This window comes from Spongiactinospora sp. 9N601 (assembly GCF_044326295.1).
Lineage (GTDB): Bacteria > Actinomycetota > Actinomycetes > Streptosporangiales > Streptosporangiaceae > Spongiactinospora > Spongiactinospora gelatinilytica.
On record NZ_JBIRBB010000003.1, the window covers coordinates 593,052 to 608,023 of the forward strand.

The 14,972-nt window shown below is 69.2% G+C and carries 13 protein-coding genes; 8 read left to right on the forward strand and 5 right to left on the reverse strand.

Going from position 1 to position 14,972, the window contains the following annotated elements:
* The first annotated feature begins 5 nt into the window (after window positions 1-5).
* Genes ACH34R_RS09605 through ACH34R_RS09615 form a run of 3 tightly spaced genes read left to right on the forward strand, consistent with a single transcriptional unit; the run spans window position 6 to window position 2,952 of the window.
* Complete coding sequence (locus ACH34R_RS09605) at window positions 6-1,259, forward strand: ABC transporter substrate-binding protein (protein WP_397560948.1); 1,254 nt, start codon at window positions 6-8, stop codon at window positions 1,257-1,259.
* 2 nt (window positions 1,260-1,261) lie between these two features.
* Window positions 1,262-2,137, forward strand: a complete 876-nt coding sequence (locus ACH34R_RS09610) for a carbohydrate ABC transporter permease (protein ID WP_397560950.1) — start codon at window positions 1,262-1,264, stop codon at window positions 2,135-2,137.
* The gene (locus ACH34R_RS09615) at window positions 2,134-2,952 is read left to right on the forward strand and encodes a carbohydrate ABC transporter permease (RefSeq protein ID WP_397560951.1); all 819 of its coding nucleotides are present in this window, start codon (window positions 2,134-2,136) and stop codon (window positions 2,950-2,952) included. The genes ACH34R_RS09610 and ACH34R_RS09615 overlap by 4 nt, the downstream gene beginning before the upstream one ends.
* 1 nt (window position 2,953) lies before the next feature.
* Here ACH34R_RS09615 and ACH34R_RS09620 read toward each other — a convergent pair whose 3' ends face one another.
* From ACH34R_RS09620 to ACH34R_RS09630, 3 genes are all read right to left on the reverse strand, one after another.
* Window positions 2,954-4,213, reverse strand: coding sequence for a pyroglutamyl peptidase (locus ACH34R_RS09620; RefSeq protein ID WP_397560953.1), 1,260 nt, complete (start codon window positions 4,211-4,213; stop codon window positions 2,954-2,956).
* 759 nt (window positions 4,214-4,972) lie between these two features.
* Window positions 4,973-5,458, reverse strand: coding sequence for a hypothetical protein (locus ACH34R_RS09625; RefSeq protein ID WP_397560954.1), 486 nt, complete (start codon window positions 5,456-5,458; stop codon window positions 4,973-4,975).
* A 653-nt stretch (window positions 5,459-6,111) separates the two neighbouring features.
* Complete coding sequence (locus tag ACH34R_RS09630; RefSeq protein ID WP_397560955.1) at window positions 6,112-6,885, reverse strand: SDR family NAD(P)-dependent oxidoreductase; 774 nt, start codon at window positions 6,883-6,885, stop codon at window positions 6,112-6,114.
* A gap of 87 nt (window positions 6,886-6,972) precedes the next feature.
* Here ACH34R_RS09630 and ACH34R_RS09635 point away from each other — a divergent pair, with 87 nt between their 5' ends.
* From ACH34R_RS09635 to ACH34R_RS09650, 4 genes are all read left to right on the forward strand, one after another.
* Window positions 6,973-7,830: a helix-turn-helix transcriptional regulator gene (locus ACH34R_RS09635; RefSeq protein WP_397560956.1), complete on the forward strand. Its 858-nt coding sequence runs from the start codon at window positions 6,973-6,975 to the stop codon at window positions 7,828-7,830.
* Window positions 7,831-8,305: 475 nt separating this feature from the next.
* Window positions 8,306-8,821 carry a hypothetical protein gene (locus ACH34R_RS09640; RefSeq protein ID WP_397560958.1) on the forward strand — a complete coding sequence of 172 codons (516 nt, stop codon included), beginning with the start codon at window positions 8,306-8,308 and terminating at the stop codon, window positions 8,819-8,821.
* A 715-nt stretch (window positions 8,822-9,536) separates the two neighbouring features.
* Entirely contained in the window at window positions 9,537-10,955 is a 1,419-nt protein-coding gene (locus ACH34R_RS09645; RefSeq protein ID WP_397560959.1) for a sulfatase, read from the forward strand.
* A 69-nt stretch (window positions 10,956-11,024) separates the two neighbouring features.
* Window positions 11,025-11,972, forward strand: coding sequence for a formylglycine-generating enzyme family protein (locus ACH34R_RS09650; RefSeq protein ID WP_397560961.1), 948 nt, complete (start codon window positions 11,025-11,027; stop codon window positions 11,970-11,972).
* 37 nt (window positions 11,973-12,009) lie between these two features.
* Here ACH34R_RS09650 and ACH34R_RS09655 read toward each other — a convergent pair whose 3' ends face one another.
* On the reverse strand, window positions 12,010-12,780 hold the full coding sequence (locus ACH34R_RS09655) for a TetR/AcrR family transcriptional regulator (RefSeq protein ID WP_397560962.1): 771 nt from the start codon (window positions 12,778-12,780) through the stop codon (window positions 12,010-12,012).
* A gap of 71 nt (window positions 12,781-12,851) precedes the next feature.
* Here ACH34R_RS09655 and ACH34R_RS09660 point away from each other — a divergent pair, with 71 nt between their 5' ends.
* Window positions 12,852-13,709, forward strand: a complete 858-nt coding sequence (locus ACH34R_RS09660; RefSeq protein WP_397560963.1) for an SDR family oxidoreductase — start codon at window positions 12,852-12,854, stop codon at window positions 13,707-13,709.
* Between the two features lie 756 nt (window positions 13,710-14,465).
* Here ACH34R_RS09660 and ACH34R_RS09665 read toward each other — a convergent pair.
* On the reverse strand, window positions 14,466-14,831 hold the full coding sequence (locus ACH34R_RS09665) for an STAS domain-containing protein (protein WP_397560965.1): 366 nt from the start codon (window positions 14,829-14,831) through the stop codon (window positions 14,466-14,468).
* Between the last annotated feature and the right edge of the window lie 141 nt (window positions 14,832-14,972).

Genomic DNA, 14,972 nt, shown 5'->3' on the forward strand with positions numbered 1-14,972 from the left:
CCCACATGCCGCGGATACCGATCGGAACCTTCGCGCTCGTCCTGCTCTTCACGGCCGCCTGCGGAGGCGGCGCGAAGACCCCCTCCGACAACGTCCTGCGGATCGCGATGGTCTCCCCAGGCGAGGCGCAGATCCGGGTCTGGAAGGACATCGCCGGGCAGTACGAGAAGGCCCACCCCGGCTCGAAGGTCGAGCTGAACTTCCAGAAGGACACCCTCTACCAGGCGATCGGGCTGCCCAGCCTGCTCAACGGCCGCAAGGCGCCGGACATCTACTTCGAGTGGGCCGGCGACCGGCTGCGCACCCGCGTGAAGGAGGGCTTCGCCGCCGACCTCGGCACGCAGGTGACCGGCGGGCCGCTCAAGGGACTCATCGCCGACTCCGCCTACAACCGGGTCAAGATCGACGGCAAGATCGTGATGGTGCCGTTCGCGGCCGACGTCACGAACGTGCTCTGGTACAACCCCAAGCTCCTCACCGACGCGGGAGTACAGCCGCCGAAGACCTTCGACGACCTGCTCGCCGCCTGCGACCGGCTCAACGCCAAGGGCATCACGCCCATCACGTCCGGCAACAAGGACCTGTGGCCCGCGGGCAACTGGCTGGCGCACCTGGTCTCGCGCGTGGTCGGCGAGCAGTCCTACCACGACACGCTCTCCGGCAAGTCCGGCATGAACACGCCGGAGTGGGAGCGCGCCTTCGGCTACATCGCGCAGCTCAGGCAGCACAAGTGCGTCAACGAGAGCGCGAACGCCGCCAACGACAACGAGGGCGCGCAGCTCTTCTTCAAGGGCAAGGCCGCCATGCACCCGATCGGCTCCTGGCTGGTGAGCTGGGCCATCGACGAGGCGCCCGGCCTCGCGTTCGACTACGTCAACCTGCCCGGGATGCCGGGCGGGGCGGGCGACCAGTCCAGCGTGATCGGCGTGGTCACCGGCTACGTCGTCAACGCCAAGAGCACCAAGGTCAAGGAATCCGCGGAGTTCCTGGCCCTGGCCAACTCGCCCGCCAACGTGGCGGCGTTCGTCAAGTCGGGCACCGTCCCGCTGGCCAAGGGCACGACGCCGGACAAGGAGGTCGACCAGCGGACGATCCGGCTCGACGGCCTGCTCGCCGACGCCAAGACCGTCGTCTCGCCCCCCGACACCGGCTACGACCTCAAGCGCGCCGACGCGTTCTACCGCGCGCTGGCCGCGGTGCTCGGCGGCGAGAAGTCGCCGAAGGACGCGCTGGCCGAAGCGGCCTCGAAGGCCGGTTGACCGTGCGCCCGCACAAACCCCTCACCCCCTACCTCTTCGCCGCGCCCGCCCTGCTGGTCTTCGCCTTCGCGGTGCTGGCGCCAGTGCTCGCCACCGGGGCGTTCAGCCTGACCGAGTGGTCCGGCTTCGGGCCGATGACCTTCACCGGGCTCGGCAACTACGCCAGGGCGCTGGGCGATGACGTGTTCGTCGGCTCGTTCCTGCACGTCACGCTCTACATCGTGGTGACGATCGTGCTGGAGGTCGCGTTCGGGCTGGTGCTGGCCGGGGTGCTCGCGGCCCGCCGGGGCGGCTCGCCCTGGTTCCGCGTCGCGCTGTTCGCGCCGGTCATGCTGCCGATGGTCGTCGTCGCGGTGCTCTGGTCGTTCGTCTACAACGGTGACTTCGGCCTGGTCAACGCGTCGCTGTCGGCGATCGGCCTGGACGGGCTCACGCGCGTGTGGCTCGGCGACCCGGCCACGGCGCTGCTCGCGGTGTGCGTGGTGTCCGGGTGGGTGTACGCGGGGTTCTACATGGCGATCTTCTACGCGGCGCTGACCCAGATACCGCCGGAGGTGATCGAGGCGGCCCGGCTCGACGGCGCCGGCGAGGCCCGGATCTTCGCCAGGGTGAAGGTGCCGATGATCCGCAACGCGGTCGAGGTCTGCCTGCTGCTCTGCGTCACCGGCGGCTTCCAGACCTTCGACCTGTTCTACGTGCTCACCGGCGGCGGCCCCTACAACGCCACCGAGATCCCGACCACCTACCTGACCCGCGTCGTCTTCCGCGACGGCGAGGTCGGCTACGGCTCGGCGATGGCGGTCCTCATGACCGCGGTCGTGGTGCTCGTCGGCATCGTGTTCATGCGGCTGCGCCGGGGCAGGGGGGCCGAGGGGTGAGGCGGCTCCCGCGCGTACTGGTCACGGTGGCCTTCACCGCGCTGTCCGTGGCGTTCTTCGTGCCGATGATCTGGATGGTGCTGTCCAGCTTCAAGACCAACGCGGAGATCTTCGCCGGGCCCTTCTCGCTCCCGACCGGCCTGGACTTCGGCCGGTGGGCCGAGGCGTGGCAGGTGGGCGGGATCGGCGGGTACGCGTTGAACAGCCTGCTCGTCACCGCCGTGTCCGTGCTGTTGATCCTGGTGGTGGGCTCGGCAGCCGCGTTCGCGTTCAGCCGGTACGTCTTCCCGGGGCGCGGCGCGCTGATGGGACTGCTCGGCCTCGGGCTGCTGTTGCCGATCCAGTCGTACTTCATCGCGCAGAGCAGGATTTTCACCGAACTCGGGCTCGGCGACACGCGCTGGGCGCTCATCGTGCCGTACACGGCCATGGGCCTGCCGCTCGCGGTCTACCTGCTCAAGGTCTACCTGGACGCGCTGCCCGCCGAGCTGTTCGAGGCGGCCAGGGTGGACGGCGCCGGCGACCTGCGGATCTACCTGCAGATCGCGGTGCCGCTGCTCAAGCCGGGCATCGCCACGGTGGCCGTCTTCTCGGCGCTGTCCTGCTGGAACGAGTTCCTGCTCGCGCTCCTCTACATCCAGGACGACAGTCTCAAGACCATCCCGGCCGGGCTGCTCGCCTTCTCCAGCAGGTACGTCACGGACTACGGGCTGCTGTTCTCGGCGCTGTCGATCATCACCCTGCCGATGATCGTGATCTACCTGGTCTTCAACCGGCAGGTGGTCGCGGGCATCACGGCGGGCAGCCTGAAATGACTCATCTTTGGGCTGCCGCCACCAGGACGATGGAACGGACCTGGGCGATGATGTCCAGCCGGTTGCGGACGAAGCCCGGATCGGTGACCGTGCCCGTCCCCGGATCGGTGTTACCCGCGCCGAACTCCAGGACGGGTGTGTGGACATGCCCACCCGGGATCTTCCGGCCGAGCCGGTCGCGCAGCAGCGTGGCCCGGTAGGCGATCTCGTTGGAGAGGTAGTCGCCGCCGCTCCCGCTGCGCGCGGCCGAACCCTCGGTGGGACCGTCCGGCCGCACGACGGGAGTGGTCTCGCCCGCGGGGATCTCGGTCACCTGGGTGTTGTCGTGCACCGGGAAGCGGCCGGTCGGGGTGGCCACGATGTCCTGGAAGGGGAGCGTGGTCACCGTCCACTGGGGCTGGGCGGCGGGGTCGGTCACCGGGATGAGGCCGGTCGAGGAGCGGTTCTCGTTGTCCGGGAACCCGCCTCGCCAGGCCGCGTTGTAGCGCTCGATGTCGAACCGGCCGGGGCGGCCCTGACTGACCGTGGTGAACAGGTCGGCGTGCCGCAGATGCGGGCGCAGCGCGCGTTCCACCGTGCCGTCGGCGAAGTCGCCCCAGCGTACGGGGAAGACGGCGGCTTCGATCCGGACCAGGCCCGTCTTGGTCCGGATGGTGGTGCCGTCGAGCGCCAGGGCGGTGGCGCCCGAAGGGTTGCTGATGCGGACGTCCCGGTCGAGGGTGAACGGATCGAAGCCGGTGACCAGGACCCGCTTGGCCTTTGTGCGGGCGGGGAAGTGGATGGCGTCCTGGCCTCGGGAGGTGCGTTCCAGCCGATCGAGCAGGGCCTCGCGTCCGGCATCGGTGAGGTCGAACGCGGGCCGCCACTGCCGCAGCGCGCTCGTCATCCCGAGCCGCGCCCAGTACAGCGGCCGGTCATCATCCCTGCTCAGGTCGCCGCTCCCCGGGCCGCGTCCCTGCGCCCGATCGACCGCGCGCCGCCACAACCGCCGGCCGTGCTCGGCGACGACCGACTCGGCGACTCGGTACGACCGCGCCCCGCACAGAGCCCGCCCGAACCGGGCGGCCACCGAATCGAACCCGGCCCGCCGCAGGATCTCCTGCGGCGCCGGGCGGGCGAGACGCTGCTCCTCGACGCCGAGCGGGACCGATCCGTCCGCACATCCGGTGGTCTTCGCTGCTTGCGCGGCGAACGCGGGCGGCGCGCCGCCGACGACGATCGAGACCACGCAGACGGCGACCTTAACCCGTAACCCTCGCACTCGGACTCCTCTGCCCGGCGGCGGCAATGGCCAAGGCACAAGTCTCCATCCCCGGCGGGATCATGACAATAGCGATTCACCAGGCCGAATTTTGACATTGCCCATCGCCCTGCTCTTGCGCATCCGCCCTCACCGGCAAAACTCCCGGCCCTCGCTGCGCTCGGACGTCATTCCCGGTGTCGGGCCGGTACTGCTCATATGCCTGCGTCCCGGCCAGGTCTTCTGTACCGCAGGCCCTCTCCAGCCGAAGCCCGCCGCCGGTCGGCTCCTGTGCCCGGCCTTTCGCGTGCTTCGTGATCGCTCGCCGATACCCTTGCCATATCCGGTGGGCCTTCGCTTTGCGGTGGCGAAGGGCTCGGCCCTCGCTGCGCTCGGACGTCTTTTTGGTGTCGGGCTTCGCCCGACGTCGGTGCTGGTGGTGTGCCGCGTGTTCCGGTCTCGGCTTTCGTACGGCAGGCCCTCTCCAGCCGAAGTCCGTCGCCGGTCGGCTCGTGTGCCCGGCCTTTCGCGTGCTTCGTGATCGCTCGCCGTTACCCTTGCCATATTCGGCGGGCCTTCGCTTTGCGGCGGCGAAGGGCTCGGCCCTCGCTGTGCTCGGACGTCTTTTTGGTGTCGGGCTTCGCCCGACGTCGGTGCTGGTGGTGTGCCGTGTGTTCCGGTCTCGGCCTTTCGCATGCGCAGGATCACACGACCGGTGGGTCTGGGCATGCCCTCGCCACGGTTACGATCACGACGCCCGCGGACCATTCAGTCTGGGACTCAGACCAAGAGCCGGATCGAGGGAACCTCCGCATCAACAGCGATCTCCGTCTTGCATTCGCCGCACCTTGGACTCCAAGGACGATGCACGTTCGTCTGAATCGATCCCTTGCCCGACTTCTCCTGATGGGGGCAGTAACAGCCGTAGTGCAGCCGGACCCACCGGCTCAGGGGCATCGCATCCCCACCCCGCTTGGCATCCTGGAACGGCACCCACCAGAAGTCGATCATGGCCCTCAATGCCAGCAGAGCATTCTGGCTTGTCACATCGAACGCCGATATTCGCGCCGCGGCGAAGTGCTTGTAGTCCCTCCTACTGATGCAGACGGCCCGCTCGTCCCCCAACTTCAACGCGGTGGTCCGGCCTATTCGCTCGCAGATGAAGCAATCCAAGCTCACCTCAATCGTGGGCTCCCAGAACATAAGCTCACGATGAGCGCTCTCAAGCTCAGACAGGGTCGCTTTGATCTCAAGGCTGCGTAGCATCCTGGGATCATCGCATAACCACCATGGCCGCGACATAGGTGAGCCCTGCTTGACAAGGTGCAGAGAAGCGTCGCGCAAGTGAAAGGCGTGAAAGGCTCGGCGTTTTCCCGGTGTCGGGCTTCGCCCGAAACCGGTGGCTGGTCGTGTGCCGTGCGTCCCGGCCTCGGGTGATGTACGGCGGGGCCCCATTCAACTGCGGCCCGCGGCCGGCCGGTCTCTGTGCCCGGCGATGAACGCGCCACCGGCCGCGTCGCCGACGGACGGCTCCCGCTGCCGCACTGCTCATGCTGAGCGATCTGTCTCGGGGCGTGGTCCATGGTGTGTGCCGTGTGTTCCGGCCCTGGTAGGGCAAGCCCCTCCAGCCGGAGGCCGGTCACCCTGCCCGGCCTTTCTCGTACGTTGTGCCACCCCGGCCCGGCATCGGGCGGTAGCCGGTCGGCCGGGAAACCGTGCGCTGGGCGAACGGCGGTGGCCTCCCGGACACCGGCCGGACTCGATCCCGTGCCGGGCGATGCGCGAGATGGTGCTCAAGGCGTCGAAGCCCCCGCCGCCTCAGGCACCGGTGAGCACCGCGAACAAGGCGGCCCTGGTCGGTAGCGCGCGCCTCGGCGCGCGAAGGCGAACTGCCGCAGTTGACCGGCAGTTCTTCCGGCTCAGCTCATGCCGCCGTCCACTCGCAGCACCGCTCCGGTCACGTAGGAGGAGCGGTCGCTGAGCAGCCAGGCGGCGGCCTCGGCGATCTCCTCGGGCTCGGCCGCGCGGCGCAGCGCGGTGCGCGCGTTGAGCTTCTCGACGATGCCGGGCGAGGCGGCCTCCCAGGCACGGACCATCTCGGTCAGTGTGGTGCCGGGGGCGATCCCGTTGACCCGGATGCCTTCCCGGCCGTAGGTGGCGGCGGCGGACTCGGTGAGGCTGTTGAGCGCCCGCTTCATCGCGCCATAGGCGGGCAGCGTGGCGTTCGGGCCCCAACTGCCCACGGTGGAGGTGTTGACGATCGCCCCGGTCCCGGCGGTGGCTCGGATGGCGGCCACCTCGGCGGACATGGCGATCCACTGTCCTTTGAGGTTCACGGTGTACATCAGGTCGAAGTCGGCCTCCGGCATCTGATCCATCGGCGCCGGGGGCACCGCCGTCGCGCCGTTGTTGAAGGCGATGTCCAGCCTGCCGTACAGCTCCACGACCCGGTTCACCGCGGCGCGGACGCCGGCCGGGTCGGCCAGGTCGCACACGACGTGATCGGCGGTGCCGCCCATCGCGCGGATCTCCTCGACCACCGCCTTGAGCGGACCTTCGGTGCGGGCGGCCAACAGGACCGTGGCGCCCTCCCGGGCGAACAGCCGCGCCGCGGCGGCGCCGATGCCGCGCCCGGCGCCGGTGACGAAGGCGATTTTGCCGGCCAGCAGGCCCGTGTTCTTGCTATCGATCATGGCACCGAGGCTAACCCCGGGTACGTGGCTCACCCAGGTACCGGCGATACCTGGCTGAGCACGGCACCGACCATGCACACTGGGCGCGTGGACAAACAGGAACTGGCCGCCTTCCTGCGCAGCAGGCGGGAGCGGATCTCCACCGCCGACGTGGGTCTCCCGGCCGGGCGGCGGCGGCGTACTCCTGGGCTGCGACGTGAGGAGGTGGCCCAGCTCGCATACATTTCGACCGAGTATTACACGCGCCTCGAACAGGCCCGTGCTCCGCGCCCGTCCCCCGAGGTGCTGGCCGCGCTGACCAGGGCGCTGCGCCTCTCGGACGCCGAACGCGACCACCTGCACCACCTGGCCGGCGCACCGCCGGGCCCGCCGCCCGGTCCGTGCCGCGAGGTCCACCGCGACATCCTCGACCTGTTGAACCGGCTGCCGCAGGCCGCCGCGTTCGTGCTGTCCGCGACCTACGAGGTGATCGCCTGGAACGACCTGGCGGCAGCTTTGCTGGCGGACTTCTCCGCACTGCCCCCGCGCGACCGCAACCTGGTCCGGCACGCCTTCCTCGGGCCGCACCTGGAGGGGACCCGGCCGCCCATCCTGGCAGAGGACGACAGGGTCGTGTTCGCCCATGAGGTGGCCCGGCGGCTACGTGCCGCCGCCGCCCGCTACCCCGGCGCCGCCGAGGTGGACGAGCTGGTATCGGAACTGTTGGCCGGTAGCGCGGAGTTCGCCCGGCTGTGGGCCTCGCACGACGTGTCCCCCCGGTCGAGCCTGCGCAAGACCCTGCGCCACCCGCTGGTGGGCCCCATCACCCTGAACTGCCACATACTGGACATCTCCGACCGGGACCAGCGAGTCGTGATCTACACGGCCGACCCGGACTCCCCGGCCGCGGAGGCACTTCGGCTGCTCTCGGTGATCGGCACCCAGCGCATGAACGTCCCCGGCTGAACCGGCGCGAATCCCGAACCCGCCCACTACCGGTCCATCGGCACCACGCGGCCATCCTGCATAGAACAAGTGGATCATCGAACCGCCTGGGCCCGACCACCGAAGCGGCGGCGCAGGTGGCCGTTCTTCGTGTGCGTGGCGGTTCTTGCACTGATGGTGGCCCACATCCTGGTGTGCAGCGTTCCACAGTCGCGAAACGATGAGAATCCGGCCCGGCTGGGAGAGTGGGTGAGTATGGTCCCACTTCCACGCTTTCCGGCACCGTACACATCAACCCGAGCGCGCCGGCTGTCCCACCCTGATCCGCGGACGGTTTCACTCGCCGAGGTCCTCTCGGCTCTGGGTGACCCGGTCCGGCCGCGGATCATGGCGGTACTGGCGGATTTGCTCATCTGTGATGCGGCTGCTGGTCGGTGAGGAGCTTGGCGACCGCACGTGGCTTGTGTCTCGGTTCGTCGTGCCCGACTGTTGAGGCATGAAGATCTCGACTGCCCTTGTCGCCGTGCTGCTGTTGGCCGCCCTGGGTGGCTGTGGTGTGGTGCGGGCGCAGGGAGGCGAGTCGTCGGAGTCGCCATCGCCCACACCTCTTTGCCCGGAAGCCGTTGAGGCGCCGGGGATGCCCAGCCCGTGCGTGACGATGCCGTCCTGGGAGCAGAAGCACGCGGGAAATGAGGCATACCGTCAGCGCGCCGCGCTTTCTGCCAAGGCGGCTGCGGAAGGCAAGCCGGTGGCCGAGGCGCTGCGGGGCAGATTCGCTGAACTGCGGGAGGGGAAACTGTACGGCGAGGCCCATGTGGCGAAGGCGGTCCGGGCGGTCGCCCCGCCGGGAAGGAACGTCGTCATCAGGGCGGGAGGCGCTCGCTCGGCGGTGGTGTTCGCCATCGAATTGTCGGGCGGATGCGTGACCGGCTTTTACGACGAGCGTGAGTCGGAGGTGGAGGTGGGGGGTTACGTCTACGACGGTGGTTGCCTGGCGGCTCCCGGTCATTGATCCCTTTGTCCACCAATTCCGGCCGGGGACACCGCGACCCTGCGGTATGCCCCTACAGGCGTCCTCGGGGACCATGGGGTAAGTCCACGTTGGCCTGGTTCCGCCCCTTACTCGGACTGCGTAGGTTGCCGGGCCCGATCCCGATCGATCCGGGTGCCCCGGCCCCGGCCCCGGCCCCGGCCCCGCCATCGACCTTGGCCTCGTGGGCACTACCGCCTGATCGGTGGTGTTGACATAGAGCCCTTGTTTTCCTATCGTTTTAGTGGGATTTGACGGCCGGCCGCCCACCGGCGGTGAGGGTTCCCGCCGACGGGCAGGTGTTCGGCGAATTCGGCTGTTTCGCGTGCGGTGAATGGCATTCTGGCCCTGTGATCCGCTGCTCCTGATTTTCAAACTCCACGTCGCCCGAAAAGGGCGAACCCATGGTATTGACGCGATCACGCATAGCTCATTAATGTTGCATCATGACATCGGGCCTGCTTCTGGTGGCTCGTCTGCATGTTGATTTCAAGCGGCAGTCGAGTGCGCTCTGTCCATCCGCCACTCCCTAGCCTCCCGCAGTTCAAGGCGTCGGCTTCAATTTTGCGAACACTCATTTTCCATCGAGTCCTTATGTGGCCTGTTCTGCACGCCTTCGGTGTTCATGGCAATTATCAGACCCTCGCCATTTCCCCGAAGGTGGCGCCCTGCCGCCAGTGAAAGGAGCTGGGACACCATGAGCGATGGACAAAACGGTCACGGTATCGAAGGAGCCGGGGTCAGCCGGCGGCGCTTTCTTGCCGGTTCGGCCGCGACCGCCGCCGCGGCGGTCGCGGCGACGCCGGCGATTCCAGGCTTGACCGGAGTGGCCTCCTCGGCCGCGCGGCCGAACGTACTGCTGATCGTCACCGACGATCAGCCCAAGCAGACCAACTGGGCGATCCAGAAGACCATCAACTGGCTCGGCGGCCAGGGCGTGACGTTCCCCAACGGCCACGTCACGACCCCGCTGTGCGCCCCCTCCCGCTCGTCGATCTTCTCCGGCCAATACGCCCACAACCACGGCGTACGCAACAACGCGGCCTCCGTCGGCCTGGACCAGAGCACCACCGTGCAGCGCCACCTCAAGCAGGCGGGGTACCGCACCGGGCTGTTCGGCAAGTACCTCAATGCCTGGGCGCTCGCCGATGACCCGCCGCACTTCGAGGAATGGGCGCTGTTGCAGCCCGGATTCGTCGATCGCCAGTGGAACGTCAACGGCACCGTCCAGACGATCAACGGCTACACCACGCACATCATCAGGAACCGGACGCTGGCCTTCCTGGACCGGGCCCGCACCGACACCCGCCCGTGGTTCGCCTACGTCACGCCGTACGCCTCGCACGAGCCCAACACGCCCTCCGCGCAGTACGCCGACACGGTCGTGCCGGCCTGGAACGGCCGTCCCTCGGTCCCGGAGGCCGACCGGAGCGACAAGCCCGCCTACGTCCAGAACGCCACCAACACCCTGGCCGACGGCCAGGCGGTGCGCACGCGGCAACTGCGCACCCTGTTGTCCGTCGATGACGCGGTCCAGGCGTTCCGGGACAAGCTCGCGGCCATCGGCCAGCTCGACAACACCCTGGTCATCTATGTCGGCGACAACGGGTTCCAGTGGGCCGACCACGGCCTGCTCGGGAAGGGGACACCGTACTCGCCCGCCCACGAGGTGCCGTTCTACCTGTCCTGGCCCGCGGGCGGCCTGGGCGCCGGGACCACCGACAACCGCATCGTCGCCAACATCGACATCGCGCCCACCATCCTCGCCGCCGCCGGGATCACCCCGAGCACCCCGCACGACGGCGAGTCCCTGCTGTCCGCGTTCGACCGCGATCACCTGCTGATCGAGTGGTGGAAGCAGGGCACCGGCGGCGTCAAGGACAGCTGGGCGTCGTACGTGGCCAGGAACAGGCAGTACGTCGAGCACTACGACCTGCACACCGACGCGAGCGGCAAGGTCTCCGGGACCGGGCAGGTCACCTTCCGCGAGTACTACGACCTGGTCAACGACCCCTACCAGCTCACCAACAGGCTCTACCAGGCGACCCCGGCCGACGAGCAGAGCCTGGGCATCGCGGCGCTGGCCGCCGCGCTCGCCGCCGACCGCCAGAGCTGACCCCGAGGCCGCGGCCCGCCCACCCCGCCCATCCGGTGCGGGCCGCGGCCACTTCCGAGAGGAGACCCAATGGCCCGGCACTGCTGCGGCCCCGGCCGCGAGCCGCCGTCCGCCCCGGTGGTCGCCCCGGTGGTCGCGTCAGTACGGCCGGCCACCGCGTCCCGCCGCCACGAGCGCATGATCCGGCTCCCCGGAGGGTCCTTCCTCATGGGCGCCGAAGACGAGGAGGGTTATCGCGCCGATGGGGAAGGCCCGGTCAGGAGGATCGAGCTACGCCCCTTCCGGATCGAGGCGACGGCCGTGACCAATGCCCGGTTCGCCACGTTCGTCAAGGCGACCGGCTACCGCACCGAGGCCGAGGACTTCGGCTTCTCCTTCGTCTTCGCGGGCTTTCTCAGCGCGGAGAACGCGCTGGCCGCGCAGGTCGTACGCGCCGCCCCCTGGTGGCGCGCCGTGGCCGGTGCCTGCTGGAAACGGCCGGAGGGGCCCAGCTCGTCGATCACCTCCAGGCAGCACCACCCGGTCGTGCACGTCTCGTGGAACGACGCGCGGGCCTACTGCGAGTGGTCGGGGACGCGGCTGCCCACCGAGGCCGAGTGGGAGTACGCCGCGCGGGGCGGGCTGGAGCGGCGCCGTTACCCCTGGGGAGACGAACTGACGCCGGGCGGGCGGCACCTGTGCAACGTCTGGCAGGGCGATTTCCCGATGCGCAACACCGGTGAGGACGGTCACCTCGGCACCGCGCCGGCGAAGTCGTACCGGCCCAACGGGTACGGCCTCCACAACGCCATCGGGAACGTCTGGGAGTGGTGCGCCGACTGGTTCAGCGCCGACTTCCACCGCACCGGCCCCCGCGACGACCCGACGGGACCGCCCGAGGGGGCCGCCAAGGTGATGCGGGGTGGTTCGTACCTGTGCCACGAGTCGTACTGCAACCGCTATCGCGTCGCCGCGCGGTCCTCCAACACGCCGGGCAGTTCCGCGGGCAACATCGGCTTCCGGGTGGCCGGCGGCTGACGGCCGCAGGCTCGCCGGTACCGTGACGACGCGCCGGTCACCCGGGTGGACGGTGTCCAGGATTTCGCCGGGCCATCGCGGCGATTCCGTCGAGCAGGGCGCGCAGGCCGATGTCGAACGCGTTCGCCGCCGCCTCGGCCGCGTTGCGGTTGAAGCCGCCGTTCTGCCAAGCCTGCTCGATCGCCGGGTATCGCGCCGGGTCGAAGATGGTCTCCCAGAACACCTGACGGGCGGCCCACCAGTCTTCGCCGGACTGGCCGCTGATCCGCTCGGCGTGTGTGTGCTCGGCCAGGGCTGCGGCTGCGCCGTCGACGAAGGTGATGATGGAGTCGCTCGCCGCTGATGTCTCGGCGGCGGACAGCCCGGTCGTGGACAGGGCGGCCAGCAGGAAGTCGTCCCGGGCGAGCAATCCCGGGCCGAGGGGCGGTCGCACGGTCGAAACGACGCGCAGCCATGGGTGGCGTCCGTGCAGGGCCACGTTCTGTTCCGCATAGTGCTCGATCTGGTCACGCCACGAGCCCGATCGGCTCAGGTCGAGTTCCTGCCAGGCGGAATCCACCATCAGATCGACCAGTTCGGCCTTGCCGGGCACGTGGGTGTAGAGCGTCATCGTGCCGACGCCGAGGGACGCGGCGAGCCGGTCCATGGTCATGGCGGCGAGTCCGTCCTGGTCGGCCAGGGCCATGGCCGCGGCGACGATCTTGTCCAGGGAGACCTTGGGCGGCCGGCCGCGACCCGATCGAGCCTGCGGGGAACGCCAGAGCAGGCGCAAGGTCTCCCGAGGGTCCCCGCCACCGCTGCGCTCCATCAAGCCTCCCCATTTTCCGTAGAGCATACGTTATTGTTTATCCGTAGAGCGTACGGAAATGGAGGACGCAGGTGCGAGTGCTGGTGACCGGGGCGACCGGGAACGTGGGGCGACAGGTGACAGCGGGCCTGGTCGAGGCCGGAGTTCAGGTACGGGCGCTGACCAGGGACCCGCGGCGGGCCGAGCTGCCCGGGGCCGAGGTCGTACAGGGAGATCTCACCCAGCCGGAGACCGTGCCGTTCGACGGCGTGGACGGGATGTTCCTCTTCCCGGAGCCGTCCACGGCGAAGGAGGTCGTGGGACGTGCCAAGCGAGCGGGCGTACAGCGGATCGTCGTGCTCTCGTCGGGCGCGGTGACCGGCGGTTTCGACACGACATTCCACCCGCCGGTCGAACAGGCCGTCCAGGAATCCGGGCTGGAGTGGACACATCTGCGGCCGGGCGAGTTCGCGGCCAACAAGCTTTCGCTGTGGGGGCCCTCGATCCGGGCCGAGCGGCTGGTGCGGGACGCGAATCCCGACACGGCCTGGTTTCCGGTACACGAGCGGGATGTCGCCGATGTGGCGCTGAAAGCCCTGTTGGAGGAGGGGCACCACGGCAAGGCGTACGACATCAACGGCCCGGAGCTGATCAGCCTGCGCGACCAGGTGAAAGCCATCGCCGACGCACTCGGCGAAGAGGTCGGGTTCGAGGAGGTCACTCCGGCGGAGGCGCGCGAGATCTACCTGAAGATCGGGGGATTCGCCGCCGAGGCCGCGGACTTCCTGCTCGGATTCACCGACTACGACGGCAATCCGGCCGATCCGGCGGCCGTCCAGGACTTCGACCCGAGCGCCTTGGGCCCCCTGCCCACCGCGCAGTCCGTGACAGGCGGGCCAGCACGGACGTTCGCGCAGTGGGCACGGGATCGGGTCGAGGACTTCCGCTAGAAGTACGCGACCTGTCGGACCGGTCGCCCGGTCCATCTGAGGCATCGGTGAACATCGAGTACGGCCTGCGCGCCCCGGCCGACCGGCCGGCGGGCACGCGATCCGCCGCACAGTGCAGCGGCGTTGCCCGGCCTTGAGACATCCCCCCTAACGGGACCGGGCGACGCGGCCCACGCGGCGACGACATCCAGGATTTCCGCGCCAGAGCAGTTGGGTAGCTTTATCGTCCCGCCAGAGAGTCGTCCGATGTGGGAGATCATCGTGGACGCAGAGTGCGGGTAAGCGCGAGGGCCCGAACAGCGGCGACAAAGACCCCCGATAGATACGCCGTACTTGGACGAGCAGCCGACGGACGACGAAAAGTGAGCGACATCGCCGTGCGGAATACGCGGAGCACTCCACCAGCGTGCGGCATGCCTTCTCGGCCGAGCCAGGCCAGGCCAGGCCTCTGTCCAGACCATGGAGGCGATCGTGAAGGCGGGGAATCTCACGGGTGGGACAGCGGGAGTCGGCGTCGGCCTCCGCAGGCGTCGCGGCCGAGGGACTTTGTGCGTTAGGTTCGGCTGCTCACCTCCGGCTTGATCCGGTTACCCGCTGGCCGGGTAACGCTCGCGGCGGCCGGCAGGCCGGGGCAGGCACTGACCGGCTGAACGGTTCAGCCGGGCGGGCCTGTTGTGCCGGTACTGGTGTGGGTGCGCCTGGTGCCCGGGGCCGCTGGAGATCGCGCTCTGGCAGGGCGCGATCGCGTCCAGCCGGTCAGTCCGGGACCAGGCGGAAGGAGTCGAGCAGGCCGGTGAGGTCCAAGGTCCGCCGTACGGCGCCCGGTACGTTGGCCAGTTCCATGGTCAGGCCATGGTCGGTCAGGCGCTGCTGGCCGGCGAGCAGGCCGCGCGCGCCGGCGACGTCGCAGAAGACGAGCCCGCCGGTCTCCACGGTGAGATGTCTCCGACCGCCGGCGGCCACCTTGGACATGGCCGACACCAGCAGTGGAGCGGTCGCGACATCGAGTTCGCCGTCCACGGCCAGGACGCTGCGGATGGTGTCGCGATGGTCGAAGCGGACCGTCAGGAAAGGCCCGCCGTACATCCGGCGGGGTGCGTGATCGGATGGGTGCTCGGTCATGGGGGACTCCGATCCATGGCGGGCGACAAGCCTCCATGGGCATGCGGGCCCATGCCAGGCGGGGTGACGATCTGCCCGTACCCGCGGCGCGCCTGCCGGAACCTCGAACCCCGCGCGGGCCGGGCCTGCGACTCGGGCTTC

Bases quoted from the DNA above. Each gene is read 5' to 3' on its own strand.
- ACH34R_RS09665 (WP_397560965.1), bottom strand. From the start codon at position 14,831: ATGACCGAGCACCCATCCGATCACGCACCCCGCCGGATGTACGGCGGG.
- ACH34R_RS09655 (WP_397560962.1), bottom strand. From the start codon at position 12,780: ATGGAGCGCAGCGGTGGCGGGGACCCTCGGGAGACCTTGCGCCTGCTC.
- ACH34R_RS09640 (WP_397560958.1), top strand. From the start codon at position 8,306: ATGAAGATCTCGACTGCCCTTGTCGCCGTGCTGCTGTTGGCCGCCCTG.
- ACH34R_RS09650 (WP_397560961.1), top strand. From the start codon at position 11,025: ATGGCCCGGCACTGCTGCGGCCCCGGCCGCGAGCCGCCGTCCGCCCCG.
- ACH34R_RS09605 (WP_397560948.1), top strand. From the start codon at position 6: ATGCCGCGGATACCGATCGGAACCTTCGCGCTCGTCCTGCTCTTCACG.
- ACH34R_RS09625 (WP_397560954.1), bottom strand. From the start codon at position 5,458: ATGCTACGCAGCCTTGAGATCAAAGCGACCCTGTCTGAGCTTGAGAGC.
- ACH34R_RS09645 (WP_397560959.1), top strand. From the start codon at position 9,537: ATGAGCGATGGACAAAACGGTCACGGTATCGAAGGAGCCGGGGTCAGC.
- ACH34R_RS09630 (WP_397560955.1), bottom strand. From the start codon at position 6,885: ATGATCGATAGCAAGAACACGGGCCTGCTGGCCGGCAAAATCGCCTTC.